Here is a 16386-nt window from a genome sequence, read left to right on the forward strand (position 1 = left end):
CGGCTCACGCCCACCAGTAGCGCACAAAGTGAAAGAACACCGGCGCAGCGAAGCACACTGAATCCATCCGATCGAGCATGCCTCCGTGGCCCTCGATCATGTGCCCCCAGTCCTTGACCCCACGGTCGCGTTTGATCGCCGACATCACCAGCCCACCGAAAAAGCCCATGGCATTGACCGTCAAGGCCATCAATGCAGCCTGCCAGAAGCTGAACGGGGTGATCCAGCACAGTAGGGCGCCGACCAAGGTCGCCAGTGCCACACCGCCGGCCAGGCCTTCGACGGTCTTCGACGGTGACAGGTTGGGCGCCACCTTGTGCTTGCCGAACAACTTGCCGCACACGTACTGCAGCACGTCGCTGATCTGCACCACCAGAATCAGCCAGGCGATCAACAACAGGTTGCGGCCTTCGTAACCGGGTATATCGAGGGTCAGCAGGGCGGGTACCGAAGACAGGCAGTAAACCGCGATCATCAGGCCCCACTGTACCTTCGAGGCCCGTTCCAGAAAGCGCGTGGTGTCACCGCCGAAGCTGGCCAGAATCGGCAACAGCAGGAACAGGTACACCGGGATGAAGATGCTGAACAACCCGTACCAGTCCATGGCAATCAGCAAATATTGCACCGGCAGCGCCACGTAGAAGGCGGCCACGAGCGCCGGGTAGTCGCTGCGTCGGGTCGGGGTGAGGGTCATGAACTCGCGCAAGGCGTAGAACGAAACGCCGTAGAACAACACGATCACACCGTACTTGCCGAACAGGAAGGCGATGCCGATCACCAGTACCATCACCCACCAGGCATTGATGCGGGCGTTGAGGTTGTCGATTACCGCATGAGGGGCAGGGCCTGCACGCCATTTGAGCAAGCGACCGATCACACTGGCGAGCAATAGGAGCGCGCCAATACCGGCGAACAGCAGAAGGGTGTTGTCGTCCATGTCAGGCATCCTTTGGTGCCAGATTCAGCAGGGCCTGACTGGCCCGCTCTAGAAAGTCCTGCTTGCCCTCGTTGGCCTGCAGGTGAATGGGCTCACCAAAACTCAAGGTGCACAACAGCGGCAACGGTAGGGCCCGGCCCTTGGGCATCACACGGTTGAGGTTGGCGATCCAGACGGGCACCAATTGCATGCCGGGATTGGCGGCGGCCAAATGGAACAATCCACTTTTGAAGGGCATCAGCGGCTCATCGCCCAGGTTGCGGGTGCCCTCCGGGAAGAAGATCAGGGAATCGCCCTGGGCCAGGGCGTCGAAGATCGGTTGCAGTGGGTTGCCCTGGCCTTCGACCCGGTGCCGGTCGATCAGCACCCCGTTGAACACTTTGCGGATCAGAAAGTCGCGCAGCCCAGGCTTGGCCCAGTAATCGGCGCCTGCCACGGGCCGGGTATGCCTGCGCAGCGGCGCAGGCAGTGAGGCCCAGATCAGCACGAAATCGCCGTGGCTGCTGTGGTTGGCGAAATACAGGCGTTGCACCGGTTGCGGTGCGCAGCCTAGCCACAGGGCGCGGGCGCCGGTGATCAGGCGCGCTGCGCTGGTGATGATGAAGGCAGTCAGGGCGGCAAGCATGGCTCGGTGATCATCCAATGAAAGGCACTGTCAGCAGGGTAGCCAACGTCAGCAGCGCCTGCAGGCCAAGGCACAGGGTCTGACGGCGCAACAGCGCCAGTGCCGCCTGGCTTCGGGCAGACCAGTCGCGGGCGTCTTCGGGCTGGGTTTTCAAATGCAGGTCGAACAGGGCATGGTCCAGAGCCTGGGTATCGGCCGCCAAATCGGTGCTGGCGCCAAGTCGGGCGAACAGGTCGGCGTCCAGCGCGACACGTACCGCCCAGTATTTGTGCAACACACCGAGGGCGAGCAGGGCAGCGCACAGCAGGCTGGCCGATGGCGTCAGCGCTGCACCCAGCAGCGGCGCCAGGCCATAGGCCAAGGCCAGCAGGCTGATGCCATCGGACAGACGCTCCAGCTGCGCGCCACGACCGAGCAGGCTGGCCACCACCATCAGCTTCATGGCGGGCTGCCCAGCCGTTGCAGCGCCAGGCGATGGGCGGGCGACAGCACCACGCCCTGGCGAGCCTTGCGGATCAGTACCTGTGCCTGGGCGATGTCGCTGCATCGACCAGTCAATAGCAGCCAGGCGGCGACCGCGCTGGCACTGCGCGAGTAGCCCAACGCGCAGCAGACCAGCAAAGGGCCTTGGTGGCGCGACCGCTCGATCGCCGAGGCGGCTTGCTGCAGCAACTGGCTGTTCGGCGCGATCAGGTCGAGCGTGGCCAGCACGTGGTAATCGACCCCCTGGGTCATCGGGCAAGGCAGTTCCGCACAGAGGTCGACGATTGCGGCATAGCTCGAAGCTTCAACTTGGCCTGGAATACGCCCCAGGAAAACCCCGTCGCAGACTGCGTCGGCATTGGGGTGACGCCATGTCCACAGTCGCGAATTGATCCATGCCGCCAGCGTGTAGGGGGCAAGCAGCGCGCTGGCAGCAATCGACAAGCGTCCGTCATCACCTTTCTGAAAACCCTGTGCGCCCAACGCCGCGTAGTTCAGCGCTACCAGCAGCAGCGCCACGGCCGGCCAAAGCAGCCATAACCCGGCACCACCCACCAGCAGCGCAATTACCACGCTGCCCATCGCCCCGGCCCCATAGCGCAGCGCCAGGCGCCAGCGATAAGGTTCGCGAGCCAGGTGGGCATGCTGCCAGGGCAACTGGCCCTTAGGCGGCCAGAGCCAGAGGCAGGCGAATCCGGACAATGCTCCGGTGGGCAGGTCGATGAAGTGATGCTGCCAAGTGGTGAGCACGGACACCCCGATCAGCGCCATCCACCCATGCATGACCCAACGCCAGAGCGGGCGATGTAGATGCCGGGCGAACATCGACCAGATGATGACCAAGAGTGCGATGTGCAGCGAGGGGGCCTGGTTGAATGGCTTGTCGAACCCCATCAGCACCTCGAACAGCCAGCCGAACAGACCATCCATTGCCGGCCGTTCGAAGGTGAAACGCAGGGGCCAGAGCAGAAAGCAGCTGACACTGATCACCTGCGCGGTGAGCAGGGCCAGGGCATGGCGGTCCATTTCGCGGCGTGTACGCGGCAGCAGGAAGGACAGGCCATAAAGGAGGTCGATCGACCAGTACGGCAGGATGGTCCAGGGCCAGAGCGGTATGTGCCGTTCCCAGGCGAACACCAGGCTGCCGACATCGTCGCGGCCCTCGGTGTGACTGTTGGCCAGGCCATAGCTGAGGAAGAAGACTGGCCCGAGCAGCAACAGCCACAGCACGCCTCGCCGGATAAGCCCAGGCTCACGCATCGGCTTCACTCACGAACTCGCTGCGCCAGGCTCACGCTGAAGATGCCCCATTCATCGATGCGCTGGGCCAGCTTGCGAAAACCCGCGGCTTCCACCAGTTGGTCCATCTCTGCCTGGCTGCGTCGCCGCATCACCCAGGCCTCGCCACCACGGTGGCTGGTAAGGGCGCGGGCGATCATCTCAAGCTGCGGGTGCCAGGGCTGGCCGGTGTAGACCAGGTAACCGCCGTCCTCCACGGCTTGGGCAAGGCCAGCCAGGGAGTTGCCGACCAGGGTGTTGCTGGCGAACAGTTCATACAGGCCGGACACCACGGCCAGTGTCGGGCGTGGCTCCAGCGCAGCCAGGCCCTGGCGGTCGAATGCATCGGCTTGCACGAAGCGGGCGATGCTGGCCAAACCCTTTTCTTCGATCAGGGCACTGCCCTGTTGCACGTTCAGTTCGCTGTAGTCGCGCAGCAAAATCGAGTCCGGCTGCCGATCATGTGCCTGCAAAGCTTCGAGAATGTAGCGGCCATGGCCTGCCGCGATATCGACGATATGCACGGGTCGCTGTTGCTCGCGCAGGCGATCGATGGCCAGTCGCAGCAATTCCTCGACGTGCAGCTTGCGTTGGCGGATGCCTCGCCAGCCTATGGCGTTCAGGTAGTTCTGGTCGATCAGACGGCCCAGTGACCCCTTGCCCGAGGGCTGGTTGCGGTAGACGTAGTCGAGTGTGCTGCCAGAGTCGAAGCCGGTGTCGAAGCCCAGCCTCACGCCTTCGGAGAAGCCCCTGCCCAGGCGCAGCCCTGCGCGGGTGGCGCGCCAGTAAAGCTCGCGGGGCGAGTTGCGGGGTAGCGGCGCGGCGAGGCTTTCGGCTTCGGCGCAGCTGGCGCCGGTCTTGTCCGCATCGAGCAAGCTGGGCGCTGCCACGGGGTTGTCGAAGCTGTGCTCGACGAAGCGCTCGATGCGCCTGAGTACATGGCCGCGGTCGCGTTCGCCCAGGGTGTCGTGGAAGAAGCCGGGAAGCACATGCATTTCCTTGCGCAGGCACCCAAGGCGCTCGAAGAAGCGCTCCTGCGGTGCGCGCTCGACCACCAGGTCGGCCCCCGACACCAGCAGTTGGGTCGGCACCTGGATCGCCTGGGCATCGGCGACCACGCGGTCGGCTGCCTCGTACAAGCCCAGCAGCATGGTTACCGAAATGGGCCGGCTGATCAGCGGGTCGGCGATGTACGACATGACCCGCTCCGGGTCGTGGGTCAGCAGGCGCGGCTTGACATAGCTGTTGACGAAGAAGTTGCCGCGCAGGGCCTTGAGCAACTTCAGGCCTGGGCGGGCGAAGGGCACGTACAGCTTCACCTTGAAGGCCGGCGAGGCAAGCACCAGGCAGCGCACCTTGGGGGCGTAGTCATGGGCCCAGGTGGCGATCAGAACCGCGCCGACGCTCTGGGCAAGCACCACGATGTCTGGCTCGGCAATACCGTGGCGCGCCTGGATGTGCTCGATGAAGGTCTGCACATCACGCACGCTGGTGGCAAACCCTGGGCTATCGCCGCGAGCACCGGGCGACTGGCCATGGCCACGCGCATCCCAGGCGAAGAAGTCGTAGCCAGGCATGTCCAGCTCGTCGGCCAGATGAGCCATGCGCCCGCCGTGTTCATGGCCTCGGTGGAACATCACCACCGCCCGTCTTGGCTGATGTTCGTTTCGGGTGGCGGGCCAATGACGGTAATGCAGTTCGACACCATCATGGGTAGGGAAATACAGCGATTGCGCTTGGCGCATGGCGAAGGTCCTTGTCCGGCGACACTAGGCTCAGCGGGTTTCTACCAGACCCTGGCGAACCCGGTTGTAGAGGGTATAGAGCGAGAGGGCGAGGATGACCAGCAGCAGGCCGTCGATCCACGCCGGGCTCAGGAGGTGGAACGCCACGCCCGCGCCCAGCAGGCCGAAGGCGAAGGCCCGGTCGCTTTTGCCCATGGGGCCGTCATAGCGCCGCGAAGCACCCACCAGCGGCCCCATGACCCCGGCGTATTCGCTGATCAGCGCACTGATCACCACCAGTACCACCAGCAGTGGCGTCACCCCAGGCAAGCATGCGAATGGCAGGTAGAGCGCGGTGTCCGCGATCACGTCGCACAGCTCGTTCAGGTAAGCCCCCAGTTTCGATTGCTGGCCGAATTCACGGGCCAGCATGCCATCGACCGCATTGAGCGCCATGCGCAGCAACATCCATATGGGGATCAGGATGAACAGCCATGTGACAGGGCTCAACCACGCCAACAGCAAACCCAGCAATACCGACACCAGTGCCGCTGCGACCGTGACCTGGTTGGCCGTGACGCCACGGCCGTGGAGACGGTCTACCGCAGGGCGCAACAGGGCCTGGAAGTGTGGTTTCAATTGGTAGATCGATAGCACATCAGGCTCCCATTGCAGTTCGGTATTGCAGGACGACTGGAGCAAGTGGCCTCGAGCCTGAGGGCTACGGCTCGATGAGCTGCCTCAGGTAGCCTCTTGCCAGAGCAATGGTAGTCAATGGTTGGAGAATCGCGGGTGGGTTCGTTGTGAAACGGCGCACTATGTGATCTTTCTGATGTATGAAGCAGACGAGTCCTACATCGGCTGCGTGAGGGGCCGCTTGTCACCTTTGGCGTGTAGCAAGCTGCTGACCAAGCCAGCCGTATAACCTGGCAGCGCGGCGAAGTCCCGCGCACAGAGCAGCAGTTGCCGCTTGGCCCAATCCTCCTGCAGTCTTCGCCAATGCAACGCGAGTGTCGCTTCCCAACGGCGTACCGAGGCCAGCGGCACGATGCCGATACCGGCGCCCCCGGCCACCATACGGATCAACCCATCGAAACCCTCCGCCCGTACCCGCACCTGCATGCGTCGCCCCTGTCGCAGCGCTTGTTCTTCAAGGTGCAGCGCCAATGCACTGCTCGCATCCAGGCCCACATGGCCATGGGCGAGGCTGGCGTTGAAACTGACATCTTCAAGGCTTGCCAGCGGGTGGTCAGGGGACATCACCAGCACCAATGGATCTTCGCGAAACGGGAGAGTCTGCAAATGATCACTGGGCACGGCGGTGGAGATGATGCCAAGGTCGGCCATGCCCTGGGTGATCGACTGGACGATGCGCAGGCTCGGCAGCTCTTGTACATCGATGCTGACGCCCGGTTGCTCGGCCAGGTAACCGGCCAGCAGCTCCGGCAGGTATTCGGTCAGTGCCGCCGTGTTGCACAGCAGGCGTACCTGGCCTTGCTGCCCCTGGGCATATTGCGCCAGGTCGAACTGCAACCGCTCGACCTGCTGCCCGATCATCCGGGCATGCTGCAACAGCGCCTGGCCAGCAGGCGTCGGCTGCACGCCCCGGCGATTACGGGCCAGCAGCGCAATCCCGAGCGAGCCCTCCATCGCACGGATACGCGCACTGGCCGCGGGCAGGGACAGGTGGCTGCGCTGGGCACCTGCCGTGATACTGCCGCACTCCAGCACATGCTGGAACAGGTTCAGGTCGATCAAGTCGAAGTGCATGTGCCTCTGTCCTGGCAAGAGTCAGGCTGAGTATATGGCAGATGTTCAAACCAGCGGATACTGCCCATCATGGGCGCATGAACACACTGATCGCTTTCTATCAAGACATAGGACCGGCGCTGTCGTTGCTGGTGGTGATGACCTTCCTGCTGGCCGGTACGGTCAAGGGTGTCATCGGCCTGGGCCTGCCGACCATCGCCATGGGGCTGTTGGGTCTGGCTATGACGCCGGCACAGGCTGCGGCGTTGTTGATCGTTCCGTCGACGTTGACCAACCTGTGGCAATTGGGTGCTGGCGGGCACCTGCTGGCGTTGTTGCGCCGTCTGGGCCCCCTGTTGCTGATGATCGTCGTTGGCACCCTGCTTGGCAGCGCCTGGTTGGGTATCGACAGCGGACCTTGGGCCGTTCATGCGCTGGGCGCAGCGTTGCTCGCCTACGCGCTGTACGGCCTGGTCGGCCGTGGTTTTCAGCTATCGCCAGCGCAGGAAAGATGGCTAGGCCCCCTGTGCGGACTGGTGACCGGCGTGGTGACGGCGGCAACCGGCGTGTTCGTGATGCCGGCGGTACCTTTTCTGCAGGGCCTTGGGCTGAACCGTGACGAAATGATCCAGGCCCTGGGCCTATCGTTCACGGTGTCTACGCTGGCCCTGGCCATTGGCCTGGCCAGGCAGGATGCCCTTGGCGGTCAAGCCTTGGGCGCATCGCTGCTGATGCTGGCGCCAGCATTGCTGGGCATGCTGGCCGGCCAGTGGTTGCGCCAACGCATCAGCGCGGTAGGGTTCAAGCGCTGCTTCTTCGTGGGCCTGGCCGCGTTGGGCGGCCACCTGCTGGTCAACGGCTAGCGGATGAAGGGCTGAGCATCTCGATGAGCTGGATATCGAAATCGCGCTCCAGGTAGTCCATGCGCTTTTCAAAGAATTCGCGCATGTGCGGCAAGGCCGAGTGCTCATCCAGGGCGGCCTTGCTGGCCCAGACTTCGTAGAACACGAACAGGGTCGGGTCTTGCTTGTCGCGCAGCATGTGATATTCGACGCAGCCCGGTTCCTGGCGGCTCGGTTCTACGTACGCCCGGAACAGGGTTTCAAAGGCTTCGGACTTTTCAGGACGGGTTTTGGCCTTGAGGATGAAGGCGTGCTGCTCGCTCATGGGGGGTGCCTCTAAGGTTGAATGACTGAAACGATTTTAAGGCAACAATGGCCGAACCATTGATGATTTCAAGGCAAAAGTATTTTGCCCCAAGGCCGCTTTTTCTCAGCTTGCCCGCTCCGTAACCTGCCGCCATCCCATTCGGCTCGATCGGCAGGCGCAGCGCCTCGGATCGACACCCACGTTCGAGGTTACCCATGAAAAAGATCCTGTTGCTCAACGGCGGCAAGCAGTTCGCCCATTCCGACGGTCGTCTGAACCAGACCCTGCACGATGCGGCGGTTGCCTACCTGGACCGCGCCGGTTTCGATGTGCGGGAAACGTTCATCGATGGCGGCTACGACGTCGCTGAAGAAGTGCAGAAGTACCTGTGGGCCGATGTGGTCATCTACCAGATGCCAGGTTGGTGGATGGGCGCGCCGTGGACCGTGAAGAAGTACATCGACGAAGTCTTTACCGCAGGTCATGGCAGCCTCTACGCCAACGATGGTCGCACCCGGTCGGATGCCTCGCAGAAGTACGGCAGCGGCGGACTCGTGCAGGGCAAGCAGTACATGATTTCGGCGACCTGGAATGCTCCTGAGCAAGCCTTCGACGACCCGACCGACTTCTTCGAAGGTAAAGGTGTGGATGCGGTGTACTTCCCGTTCCACAAGGCCAATCAGTTCCTCGGCATGACTGGTTTGCCGACGTTCCTGGCGGTGGATGTGATGAAGCGGCCTGACGTACCGGCGGCGCTGGCAGCGTATGAGGCGCACCTGGGAGAGGTGTTCGGCAAGCAAGGGTAACGGTTTCGCGGTGCCTGTGCCGGCCTCATCGTCGGCGAGCCGGCGCCTGCAGGCACTGTGCTTGACTTGCGCAGTGCCCGGCGACCCGCTATCAATCACAGCACTTTTCGATACAGGCCTGCCACGTGAAAACCCGATCCGAAGAACTCCAGGTTTTCGTCGCCGTTATCGACAGCGGCTCCATTTCCGCCGCTGCCGAGCAACTGGGCCAGACGCCGTCTGCTGTCAGCCGCACCCTGTCGCGTCTGGAGGCCAAACTCGATACCACGCTGGTCAACCGTACCACCCGACGCATGGACCTGACCGAAGAAGGCCGCTTCTTCCTTGAGCGCTCGCGGCTCGTCCTCGAACAGATGGATGAAATGGAAGAGCGTCTGTCGATGAACCGCCAGACCCCCTCCGGCCGCCTGCGTATCAACGCCGCTGCCCCGTTCATGCTCCATGCCATCCTGCCGTGGATTGGCGAGTTCCGGCGCCTGTACCCCGGCATCGAGCTGGAGCTGAACACCGACGACCTGATCATCGACCTTCTGGAGCAAAGCACCGACGTGGCCATTCGCATCGGTGAACTGGCCGATTCGAGCCTGCATGCGCGTTCGCTGGGGTGCAGCCCCGTGCAGGTGCTGGCCAGCCCGGCCTACCTGGAGCGGCACGGCGCGCCGCAGCGAGTGGAAGACCTCGACGACCACTGCTTGCTCGGCTTCAGCCAACCCGAGGTGCTCAATCAATGGCCGCTGCGCCATGCGCACGGCGATCGCTGGACGATTCGTCCGGCACTCATCGCTTCGAGCGGCGAAACCCTGCGCCAGTTGGCCTTGGCGGGAGAGGGCATCGTCAGCCTCTCGCACTTCATGACCCACGAGGACATTCGTACCGGTCGTCTTCAGGTCGTGCTGGGCGATGCCCACAATGGCTACCGGCAGCCGATCAACGCGGTGTACTACCGCAACACGCAATTGGCCCTGCGTATCCAGTGCTTCCTGGATTTCATCCAGAACAAATTGGCGATGTACGCCTGCTGAGTTGCCTGGGGGCGACAATTGCTGTCCAAGGGCGGCGAAAGCTCCTAGGCTCTGTACGAAAAGCGTTGATACTCGGTGATGCTGCGTTGAAAACAGCCTGACCTTCGTCTCAAGACTTTTCACACAGAGTCTAAGGTTGTTTGCACGGTCGGTAAGTTCCGGTATTACTGACCGATCAACAAAAACAACACCAAGGAAGTGTTATGCGTAACGTCCTGTTCACGTCCATGGCTCTCGGAGCCGCGATTCTGAGCTGTTCTTCGGCTTACGCCGTAACCCTTGAGGGCGCAGCGGTGGCTGCACCTGATCAATATGGTGCGCAGGTGGCCGCCGATATCCTGAAGAAAGGCGGCAACGCAGTGGACGCCGCAGTGGCCACTGCCTTCACCCTGGCGGTGACCTACCCTGAGGCAGGCAACATCGGCGGTGGTGGTTTCATGACCCTGTTCGTCGACGGCAAGCCCTATTTCCTCGACTACCGCGAAGTGGCGCCCAAAGCTGCAACGCGCAACATGTACCTGGACGAAAAAGGCGAGGTGATCGAGAACCTCAGCCTGGTCGGCGCCCGCGCAGCAGGCGTGCCTGGCACTGTCATGGGCTTGTGGGAAGCGCACCAGAAGTTCGGCAAGTTGCCCTGGAGCGAACTGCTGACCCCCGCCATCGGCTATGCCAAGAATGGCTTCAAGGTCGCGCAGAAACAGTACCAGTACCGTGACGACGCCCAGGGCCTGTTCAAGGCGGGCACCAACTTCAACGACTACTTTTCCAGCATGAAGGTCGGCGAGCTGTTCAAGCAGCCGGAAATGGCGCAAACCCTCGAGCGCATCGCCGACAAAGGTGCCAGCGAGTTCTACCAGGGCAAGACTGCCGATTTGCTGGTGGCGCAGATGCAAGCCGACAAAGGCCTGATCACCAAGGAAGACCTCAAGGACTACAAGGCCATCTGGCGCCAACCGATGGCAATCGACTGGCGTGGCAATGTGGTCTACACCGCTCCGCCGCCCAGCTCGGGAGGCGTTGCCCTGGCGCAATTGCTGGGCATCAAGGCCAACCGCGAAGCTGACTTCAAGGGCGTGGAGCACAACTCGGCGCGCTACATCCACTTGTTGGCCGAAATCGAAAAGCGGGTGTTCGCCGACCGTGCCGACTACCTGGGCGACCCGGCCTTCACCCAGGTGCCGGTGGACAAGCTGATTGCCAAGGACTATCTGGCCAAGCGCGCAGCCCAGGTCAACCCGAATGCCATCTCCGATACCGATGGCGTCAAGCCGGGGCTGGAGTCGCACCAGACCACGCACTTCTCCATCGTCGACAAGCAGGGCAACGCCGTCAGTAACACCTACACCCTGAACCTCGACTACGGCAGCGGCGTAGTGGTCAAGGGGGCGGGCTTCCTGCTCAACGATGAGATGGACGACTTCAGTGCCAAGCCTGGCGCAGCCAATGCCTTCGGTGTGGTGGGAGGCGCGGCCAATGCCATCGAACCTGGCAAACGCATGCTCTCGTCCATGAGCCCGAGCCTGATGACGCGCGATGGCAAGGTGGTGCTGGTGATCGGCACGCCAGGCGGCTCGCGGATCTTCACCTCGATCTTCCAGGTGATGAACAATTTGTACGACTATGGCATGCCGCTTGAGAAGGCAGTCGCGGCCCAGCGCGTGCACCATCAGTTGTTGCCCAAGGACACCCTCTACTATGACAGTTATGCACCGCTCACCGGGCCAGTGGCGGATGAGCTGAGGAAGATGGGTTATGTGCTGGAAGACCAGGGCTGGGAGATGGGTGATATCCAGGCGATCCGGGTGACGGGAGAAAAGCTTGAGACGGCCTCTGACCCGCGTGGACGTGGGGTAGGGATGATCGTCAAGTGATACTGGACTGACCGTGCTGACGCATTCGTGGGTGAACCCGCCCCCACCGGTACGGCGCCTTGCGCCGATTCCGTGGGAGCGGTTCTACCCGCCAAGGCCATCTCTCGGTCAAACGCGGAACTGACTGACCAGCATCTGCAGGTGCCCACCCAGGCGAGCCAGCTCCACGCTGGAGGCCGCCGTCTCGTCACTGGCCGCCGCGGTCTGCTCCGACACATCCCGGACATTGAGGATGCTACGGCTGATTTCCTCGGCCACGGCGCTCTGCTGCTCGGCCGCTGCCGCGATCTGCTGGTTCATCGACTGGATGTTCGACACCGTACTGGTGATGCTTTCCAGCGATGCACCGGCCTTGCGCGCCAGCTCGACGCTGCTGTCGGTCAGGGTGCGGCTACCTTGCATGGCGTTGGCCACCTGCTGGGTGCCACTTTGCAGGCTGGCCACCAGCTCTTCGATCTCTTCGGTGGATTTCTGCGTACGCTGGGCCAAACCGCGCACCTCGTCGGCGACCACCGCGAAACCACGGCCGGCCTCGCCAGCACGGGCCGCTTCGATGGCGGCGTTCAGGGCCAGCAGGTTGGTCTGCTCGGCGACCGACTTGATCACGTCCATGACGCTGCCTATCTTCTGGCTCTCCTGCTGCAGCAGGTTCATGGCCTCGGTAGAACGGTGTACTTCCTCGGCCAGGCGCTCGATCTGGCTGATCGCTTCACCGACCACGCGGTCACCGGCCCGGGCTTCGCCGTCGGCACCGGTGGCGGCATGGGAAGCGTGTTCGGCATTGCGCGCCACTTCCTGAACCGTGGCGGCCATTTCATGCATGGCCGTGGCGACCTGGTCGGTTTCGACTTTCTGGCTGTTGGCGCCGGCGCTGGTCTGCTCGGTGACGGCCGAAAGCTCCTCGGCGGCGCTGGCGATTTGGGTAACCCCGTCGCGAATGCCGGAGATCAGTTCGCGCAGGGTGGTGCCCATGCGGGCGATGCCCTGCTGCAGCACACCGATTTCGTCGCGGCGGGTCACCCGCAGATCGTGGGTGAGGTCGCCGCCAGCGATCCGTTCCACCGCGTGCAAGGTTTCGCGCAGCGGGCGGGTGATCTGGCGGGTGATGATGACCGCCGCCAGCACACCTACCAGCAGTGCCAGCAGGGTGGCGATGGTCTGCAGGCTTCGGGCCTGGGTGCTTTCCGCGTCACGACGCTCAAGTTGGATCTTGTACAGCGCATCGCTGCGCTTGACGATGTCCGCGCCCTGTACGGTCATTTCCGCGCGTGCAGTGGTGATACCGGCGACGGCATCGCGGAACTGACGCACGGCATCCCGGTAGGCCTGCACCGACTGCTCGAACTGCTGCAGGCGGTTGGCGTCGCCAGGCAGTTGGCGCTTGAGGGTTTCGACTTCAGCCAGCGCCGCGTCGAGCTGGCGCAATGCGGCCTGTTCGTTGGCAGCAGTGTTGTCGGCAATGTAGCCGCGTACATCGATGCGCACCTGCAGCAATTGCTGGCGGGTCTTGCTGATCAGTTGGTACTGGGCCAGACGCACGCTGTCGGTCTCTGGGCGGGCCATGACCTCCTCGCTGAGGGTGTCCATGGCTTGGTCAGCCTTGATGGCCGAGCTGTTCATGGCTTCGCGGGCCGCCAGGGAGTTCTTGTAACCGGCGCGCATCTTGTTCAGCGACACCTTGTACTCGCTGATGGTCTGGCCCAGTTCATTGAGCAGCTTGACGTTCTCTGGGCTCTTGAAGGTATTGGCCAGGTATTGCTGCTGCTTGCTGAAGGCATCGAGCTTGGCCTGGGTATTGGCTGCCGCTGCGTCATCGCCGTTGGCGATCATGTATTGCAGGCGCGCGACCCGAAGGTCGGTCAGGTCTTTGTTGAGCTGACCGATGTCGCCCATCCAATTGCTACGGTCGATCAGGCTGCCCAGACTGGTCCAGCCAGTCAGGGCCAGCAGGCCGGTCAGGACAAGGACCAGGCCAAAGCCCAGGCCCAGCTTGAGGTTTACGCTGATGTTGGCGAACCAGCTGTTCATGCACGCTCTCCAGAAAAATGATTTCGCTCGCTTGATCTTCGATCGCTAGGCGTTGTTCTTCTGGGTGCCTGCTGATTCGTGCAGCAGTTATCGGCAAGAAAAACGGAAGCTGAAACGCTTTTTCAGCTGATTTGTAACCTTATGAAAACGTTTGCGTTTTCATAAGGCCGTGGGTGGACTTACCCGTGAATCTCAAAGATTCCGCGCACTGAAGGTATCGCAGCTGTTCACATCCCCCTGGGCGAAACCGGTCTTGAACCAACGCACCCGTTGTTGCGAAGTGCCATGGGTGAACGAATCGGGCACCACGCGCCCTTGGCCCTGCTGTTGCAGGCGGTCGTCACCGATGGCATTGGCGGCATTGAGCGCTTCTTCGACATCACCCGGCTCAAGCCAGTTGAGCCGCTGCTGCGCCTGATAAGCCCAGACGCCGGCCAGGCAGTCGGCCTGCAGTTCCTGGCGTACCAGCAGGCCATTGTCGCCCTCCATGCGCTGGCCGTTGCGCCGCGCGGCATCGACCTTGGCCGACACGCCGAGCAGGGTCTGCACGTGGTGACCGATCTCATGGGCGATGACATAGGCTTGGGCGAAGTCGCCTGCGGCAGCGAAACGGGTTTCCATTTCACGGAAGAAGGTCATGTCCAGGTACACCCGTTGGTCCGCCGGGCAGTAGAACGGGCCCACCGCCGCCGAGGCAAAGCCGCAGGCCGAGTTGACCTGGCCGCTGAACAGCACGAGCTTGGGGTCGCGGTATTGCTTGCCGGCCTGGGAGAACAGAGCCTTCCAGGTATCTTCGGTGTCGCCGAGGATCGAGGCGACGAACTCGGCCTGCTCGTCGTTGGCCGGCGGCGCCTTGCCGCCAGCCCCACTGGGGACTTGTTGCTGCTGTTCCATCTGCCCGGCGAGCTGGCCAAGGATCTGCAGAGGGTCCTGTCCGGTGAGCCAGCCAATGCCGACGATCAGCAGGATTGCACCCAGCCCCAGCCCCTTGCCGCCGCCAAAGCGCATGCCGCCGCCACCACCTTCGCCTCGGGCATCGACCACATTGTCGCTGCGTCGGCCTTTTCGCCATTCCATGAAGTGCGCTCCAGAGCGTGAAACATGAAGACATAGGTTAGTTCAGTGCAGCGCAACCTGTTAGCCCTGGGTAGAGATGCATAACCATTTGGTTATGTAATTGGCGCGTGTTTTCAATATTCATCCCGCGCGACTTATCTGAAACTGCAAGTCCGCCTGTCATCCACAGGCGTTCTGATAATTCCAAGAGAGGAAATCGGCATGCCCGCTCAGGACAACAGCCGCTTCGTGATCCGTGATCGCAACTGGCACCCCAAGGCCCTCACGCCCGACTACAAGACGTCCGTTGCCCGCTCTCCGCGCCAGGCTCTGGTCAGTATTCCGCAGTCGATCAGCGAAACCACCGGTCCGGACTTTTCCCACCTGGGCTTTGGCCCGCACGACCATGACCTGCTGCTGAACTTCAACAATGGTGGCCTGCCGATCGGCGAGCGCATCATCGTGTCCGGCCGCGTCGTCGACCAGTACGGCAAGCCTGTGCCGAACACCCTGGTCGAGATGTGGCAAGCCAACGCCGGTGGTCGCTACCGGCACAAGAACGACCGTTACCTGGCGCCGCTGGACCCGAACTTCGGTGGTGTCGGCCGCTGCCTGACCGACCGTGACGGCTACTACAGCTTCCGCACCATCAAGCCCGGTCCGTACCCATGGCGCAACGGCCCGAACGACTGGCGTCCGGCGCACATCCACTTCTCCATCAGCGGCCCGTCGATTGCCACCAAACTGATCACCCAGCTGTACTTCGAAGGTGATCCGTTGATTCCGATGTGCCCGATCGTCAAGTCGATCGCCAACCCCGAAGCCGTGCAGCAGTTGATCGCCAAGCTCGACATGAGCAACGCCAACCCCATGGACTGCCTGGCGTACCGCTTCGACATCGTGCTGCGTGGCCAGCGCAAGACCCACTTCGAGAACTGCTGAGGACCCCGACATGCCCATCGAACTGCTGCCGGAAACCCCTTCGCAAACCGCCGGCCCATACGTACACATCGGCCTGGCCCTGGAAGCGGCCGGCAACCCGACCCGTGCTCAGGAAATCTGGAACTGCCTGGCCAAGCCAGACGCCCCAGGCGAACACATCCTGTTGATCGGCCATGTATATGACGGCAACGGCCACCTGGTGCGGGATTCGTTCCTGGAAGTGTGGCAGGCGGATGCCAACGGCCAGTACCAGGATGCCTTCAACCTGGAAAATGCCTTCAACAGCTTCGGTCGCACCGCCACCACCTTCGATGCGGGTGAGTGGACCTTGCAGACGGTCAAGCCGGGTGTCGTGAAGAACGCTGCGGGCGTGCCCATGGCGCCGCACATCAACATCAGCCTGTTTGCCCGAGGCATCAACATTCATCTGCACACGCGGGTGTATTTCGATGACGAGGCAGATGCCAACGCCAAGTGCCCGGTGCTCAACCTGATCGAGCAGCCGCAGCGCCGCGAGACGCTGATTGCCAAGCGTTGCGAGGTGGATGGGAAGACGGCGTACCGTTTCGATATCCGTATTCAGGGGGAAGGGGAGACAGTCTTCTTCGACTTCTGATTCAAGCCTGGGGCTGCCTTGCAGCCCCTTCGCGACCCAAGGCCGCTGCCACGGATATTGCGATAGCGCGATATTCGTGGCAGCGGCTTCGTCGTTGAGC

At 62.5% G+C, this 16386-nt stretch carries 17 protein-coding genes; 6 read left to right on the forward strand and 11 right to left on the reverse strand.

Annotated elements, in window-relative coordinates; translation table 11 throughout:
• Positions 1 to 4: 4 nt before the first annotated feature.
• The 7 genes from IF103_RS03765 to IF103_RS03795 form a co-directional block, all read right to left on the reverse strand.
• Positions 5 to 937: a phosphatidate cytidylyltransferase gene (locus tag IF103_RS03765; protein WP_202675878.1), complete on the reverse strand. Its 933-nt coding sequence runs from the start codon at positions 935 to 937 to the stop codon at positions 5 to 7.
• Between the two features lies 1 nt (position 938).
• The gene (locus IF103_RS03770) at positions 939 to 1562 is read right to left on the reverse strand and encodes a lysophospholipid acyltransferase family protein (protein ID WP_202675879.1); all 624 of its coding nucleotides are present in this window, start codon (positions 1560 to 1562) and stop codon (positions 939 to 941) included.
• A 10-nt stretch (positions 1563 to 1572) separates the two neighbouring features.
• A complete protein-coding gene (locus tag IF103_RS03775; protein WP_023378679.1) occupies positions 1573 to 2004 on the reverse strand; it encodes a hypothetical protein in 432 nt (143 codons plus the stop codon).
• Entirely contained in the window at positions 2001 to 3314 is a 1314-nt protein-coding gene (locus tag IF103_RS03780; protein WP_104882953.1) for a phosphatase PAP2/dual specificity phosphatase family protein, read from the reverse strand. The genes IF103_RS03775 and IF103_RS03780 overlap by 4 nt, the downstream gene beginning before the upstream one ends.
• Positions 3311 to 5068, reverse strand: a complete 1758-nt coding sequence (locus tag IF103_RS03785; protein WP_202675880.1) for a bifunctional alpha/beta hydrolase/class I SAM-dependent methyltransferase — start codon at positions 5066 to 5068, stop codon at positions 3311 to 3313. The genes IF103_RS03780 and IF103_RS03785 overlap by 4 nt, the downstream gene beginning before the upstream one ends.
• 30 nt (positions 5069 to 5098) lie before the next feature.
• Positions 5099 to 5704 carry a CDP-alcohol phosphatidyltransferase family protein gene (locus tag IF103_RS03790; RefSeq protein WP_027908035.1) on the reverse strand — a complete coding sequence of 202 codons (606 nt, stop codon included), beginning with the start codon at positions 5702 to 5704 and terminating at the stop codon, positions 5099 to 5101.
• Positions 5705 to 5899: 195 nt separating this feature from the next.
• Entirely contained in the window at positions 5900 to 6817 is a 918-nt protein-coding gene (locus IF103_RS03795; protein ID WP_104882168.1) for a LysR family transcriptional regulator, read from the reverse strand.
• Positions 6818 to 6894: 77 nt separating this feature from the next.
• Here IF103_RS03795 and IF103_RS03800 point away from each other — a divergent pair, with 77 nt between their 5' ends.
• The gene (locus tag IF103_RS03800; protein ID WP_027908036.1) at positions 6895 to 7659 is read left to right on the forward strand and encodes a sulfite exporter TauE/SafE family protein; all 765 of its coding nucleotides are present in this window, start codon (positions 6895 to 6897) and stop codon (positions 7657 to 7659) included.
• Here IF103_RS03800 and IF103_RS03805 read toward each other — a convergent pair.
• The gene (locus IF103_RS03805) at positions 7649 to 7963 is read right to left on the reverse strand and encodes a putative quinol monooxygenase (protein ID WP_023378686.1); all 315 of its coding nucleotides are present in this window, start codon (positions 7961 to 7963) and stop codon (positions 7649 to 7651) included. The two genes, IF103_RS03800 and IF103_RS03805, sit on opposite strands and share 11 nt — an antisense overlap.
• Positions 7917 to 8162 carry a hypothetical protein gene (locus IF103_RS03810; RefSeq protein WP_158664654.1) on the reverse strand — a complete coding sequence of 82 codons (246 nt, stop codon included), beginning with the start codon at positions 8160 to 8162 and terminating at the stop codon, positions 7917 to 7919. Before IF103_RS03810 ends, IF103_RS03805 begins: the two co-directional genes overlap by 47 nt.
• On the opposite strand from IF103_RS03810, the gene mdaB reads away from it, so the two are divergent.
• From mdaB to ggt, 3 genes are all read left to right on the forward strand, one after another.
• Positions 8161 to 8751, forward strand: coding sequence for an NADPH:quinone oxidoreductase MdaB (gene mdaB, locus IF103_RS03815; protein ID WP_023378687.1), 591 nt, complete (start codon positions 8161 to 8163; stop codon positions 8749 to 8751). The two genes, IF103_RS03810 and mdaB, sit on opposite strands and share 2 nt — an antisense overlap.
• A gap of 125 nt (positions 8752 to 8876) precedes the next feature.
• Positions 8877 to 9773 (forward strand): LysR family transcriptional regulator, encoded by an 897-nt coding sequence (locus tag IF103_RS03820; RefSeq protein WP_104882167.1) that lies wholly within the window; start codon positions 8877 to 8879, stop codon positions 9771 to 9773.
• Positions 9774 to 9976: 203 nt separating this feature from the next.
• Positions 9977 to 11644: a gamma-glutamyltransferase gene (gene ggt, locus IF103_RS03825; RefSeq protein ID WP_023378689.1), complete on the forward strand. Its 1668-nt coding sequence runs from the start codon at positions 9977 to 9979 to the stop codon at positions 11642 to 11644.
• Positions 11645 to 11752: 108 nt separating this feature from the next.
• On the opposite strand, the gene IF103_RS03830 is transcribed toward ggt, so the two are convergent.
• Together IF103_RS03830 and ypfJ are read right to left on the reverse strand one after the other, a co-directional pair.
• On the reverse strand, positions 11753 to 13672 hold the full coding sequence (locus IF103_RS03830; RefSeq protein WP_023378690.1) for a methyl-accepting chemotaxis protein: 1920 nt from the start codon (positions 13670 to 13672) through the stop codon (positions 11753 to 11755).
• A gap of 192 nt (positions 13673 to 13864) precedes the next feature.
• Complete coding sequence (gene ypfJ, locus IF103_RS03835) at positions 13865 to 14749, reverse strand: KPN_02809 family neutral zinc metallopeptidase (protein WP_023378691.1); 885 nt, start codon at positions 14747 to 14749, stop codon at positions 13865 to 13867.
• 201 nt (positions 14750 to 14950) lie between these two features.
• Between ypfJ and pcaH the strand changes: the two genes are divergently transcribed.
• Together pcaH and pcaG are read left to right on the forward strand one after the other, a co-directional pair.
• Entirely contained in the window at positions 14951 to 15670 is a 720-nt protein-coding gene (pcaH, locus tag IF103_RS03840; RefSeq protein ID WP_023378692.1) for a protocatechuate 3,4-dioxygenase subunit beta, read from the forward strand.
• A gap of 10 nt (positions 15671 to 15680) precedes the next feature.
• Positions 15681 to 16286 (forward strand): protocatechuate 3,4-dioxygenase subunit alpha, encoded by a 606-nt coding sequence (gene pcaG / locus IF103_RS03845; RefSeq protein WP_023378693.1) that lies wholly within the window; start codon positions 15681 to 15683, stop codon positions 16284 to 16286.
• Positions 16287 to 16386 lie beyond the last annotated feature (100 nt).

The sequence above is a fragment of the Pseudomonas sp. SK2 genome (genome assembly GCF_016772395.1).
Classification (GTDB): domain Bacteria; phylum Pseudomonadota; class Gammaproteobacteria; order Pseudomonadales; family Pseudomonadaceae; genus Aquipseudomonas; species Aquipseudomonas taiwanensis.

Bases quoted from the DNA above. Each gene is read 5' to 3' on its own strand.
- ypfJ (WP_023378691.1), bottom strand. From the start codon at position 14,749: ATGGAATGGCGAAAAGGCCGACGCAGCGACAATGTGGTCGATGCCCGA.
- IF103_RS03795 (WP_104882168.1), bottom strand. From the start codon at position 6,817: ATGCACTTCGACTTGATCGACCTGAACCTGTTCCAGCATGTGCTGGAG.
- IF103_RS03805 (WP_023378686.1), bottom strand. From the start codon at position 7,963: ATGAGCGAGCAGCACGCCTTCATCCTCAAGGCCAAAACCCGTCCTGAA.
- IF103_RS03765 (WP_202675878.1), bottom strand. From the start codon at position 937: ATGGACGACAACACCCTTCTGCTGTTCGCCGGTATTGGCGCGCTCCTA.
- IF103_RS03800 (WP_027908036.1), top strand. From the start codon at position 6,895: ATGAACACACTGATCGCTTTCTATCAAGACATAGGACCGGCGCTGTCG.
- IF103_RS03785 (WP_202675880.1), bottom strand. From the start codon at position 5,068: ATGCGCCAAGCGCAATCGCTGTATTTCCCTACCCATGATGGTGTCGAA.
- mdaB (WP_023378687.1), top strand. From the start codon at position 8,161: ATGAAAAAGATCCTGTTGCTCAACGGCGGCAAGCAGTTCGCCCATTCC.
- IF103_RS03770 (WP_202675879.1), bottom strand. From the start codon at position 1,562: ATGCTTGCCGCCCTGACTGCCTTCATCATCACCAGCGCAGCGCGCCTG.
- pcaG (WP_023378693.1), top strand. From the start codon at position 15,681: ATGCCCATCGAACTGCTGCCGGAAACCCCTTCGCAAACCGCCGGCCCA.
- IF103_RS03830 (WP_023378690.1), bottom strand. From the start codon at position 13,672: ATGAACAGCTGGTTCGCCAACATCAGCGTAAACCTCAAGCTGGGCCTG.
- IF103_RS03775 (WP_023378679.1), bottom strand. From the start codon at position 2,004: ATGAAGCTGATGGTGGTGGCCAGCCTGCTCGGTCGTGGCGCGCAGCTG.
- pcaH (WP_023378692.1), top strand. From the start codon at position 14,951: ATGCCCGCTCAGGACAACAGCCGCTTCGTGATCCGTGATCGCAACTGG.
- ggt (WP_023378689.1), top strand. From the start codon at position 9,977: ATGCGTAACGTCCTGTTCACGTCCATGGCTCTCGGAGCCGCGATTCTG.
- IF103_RS03810 (WP_158664654.1), bottom strand. From the start codon at position 8,162: ATGGGTAACCTCGAACGTGGGTGTCGATCCGAGGCGCTGCGCCTGCCG.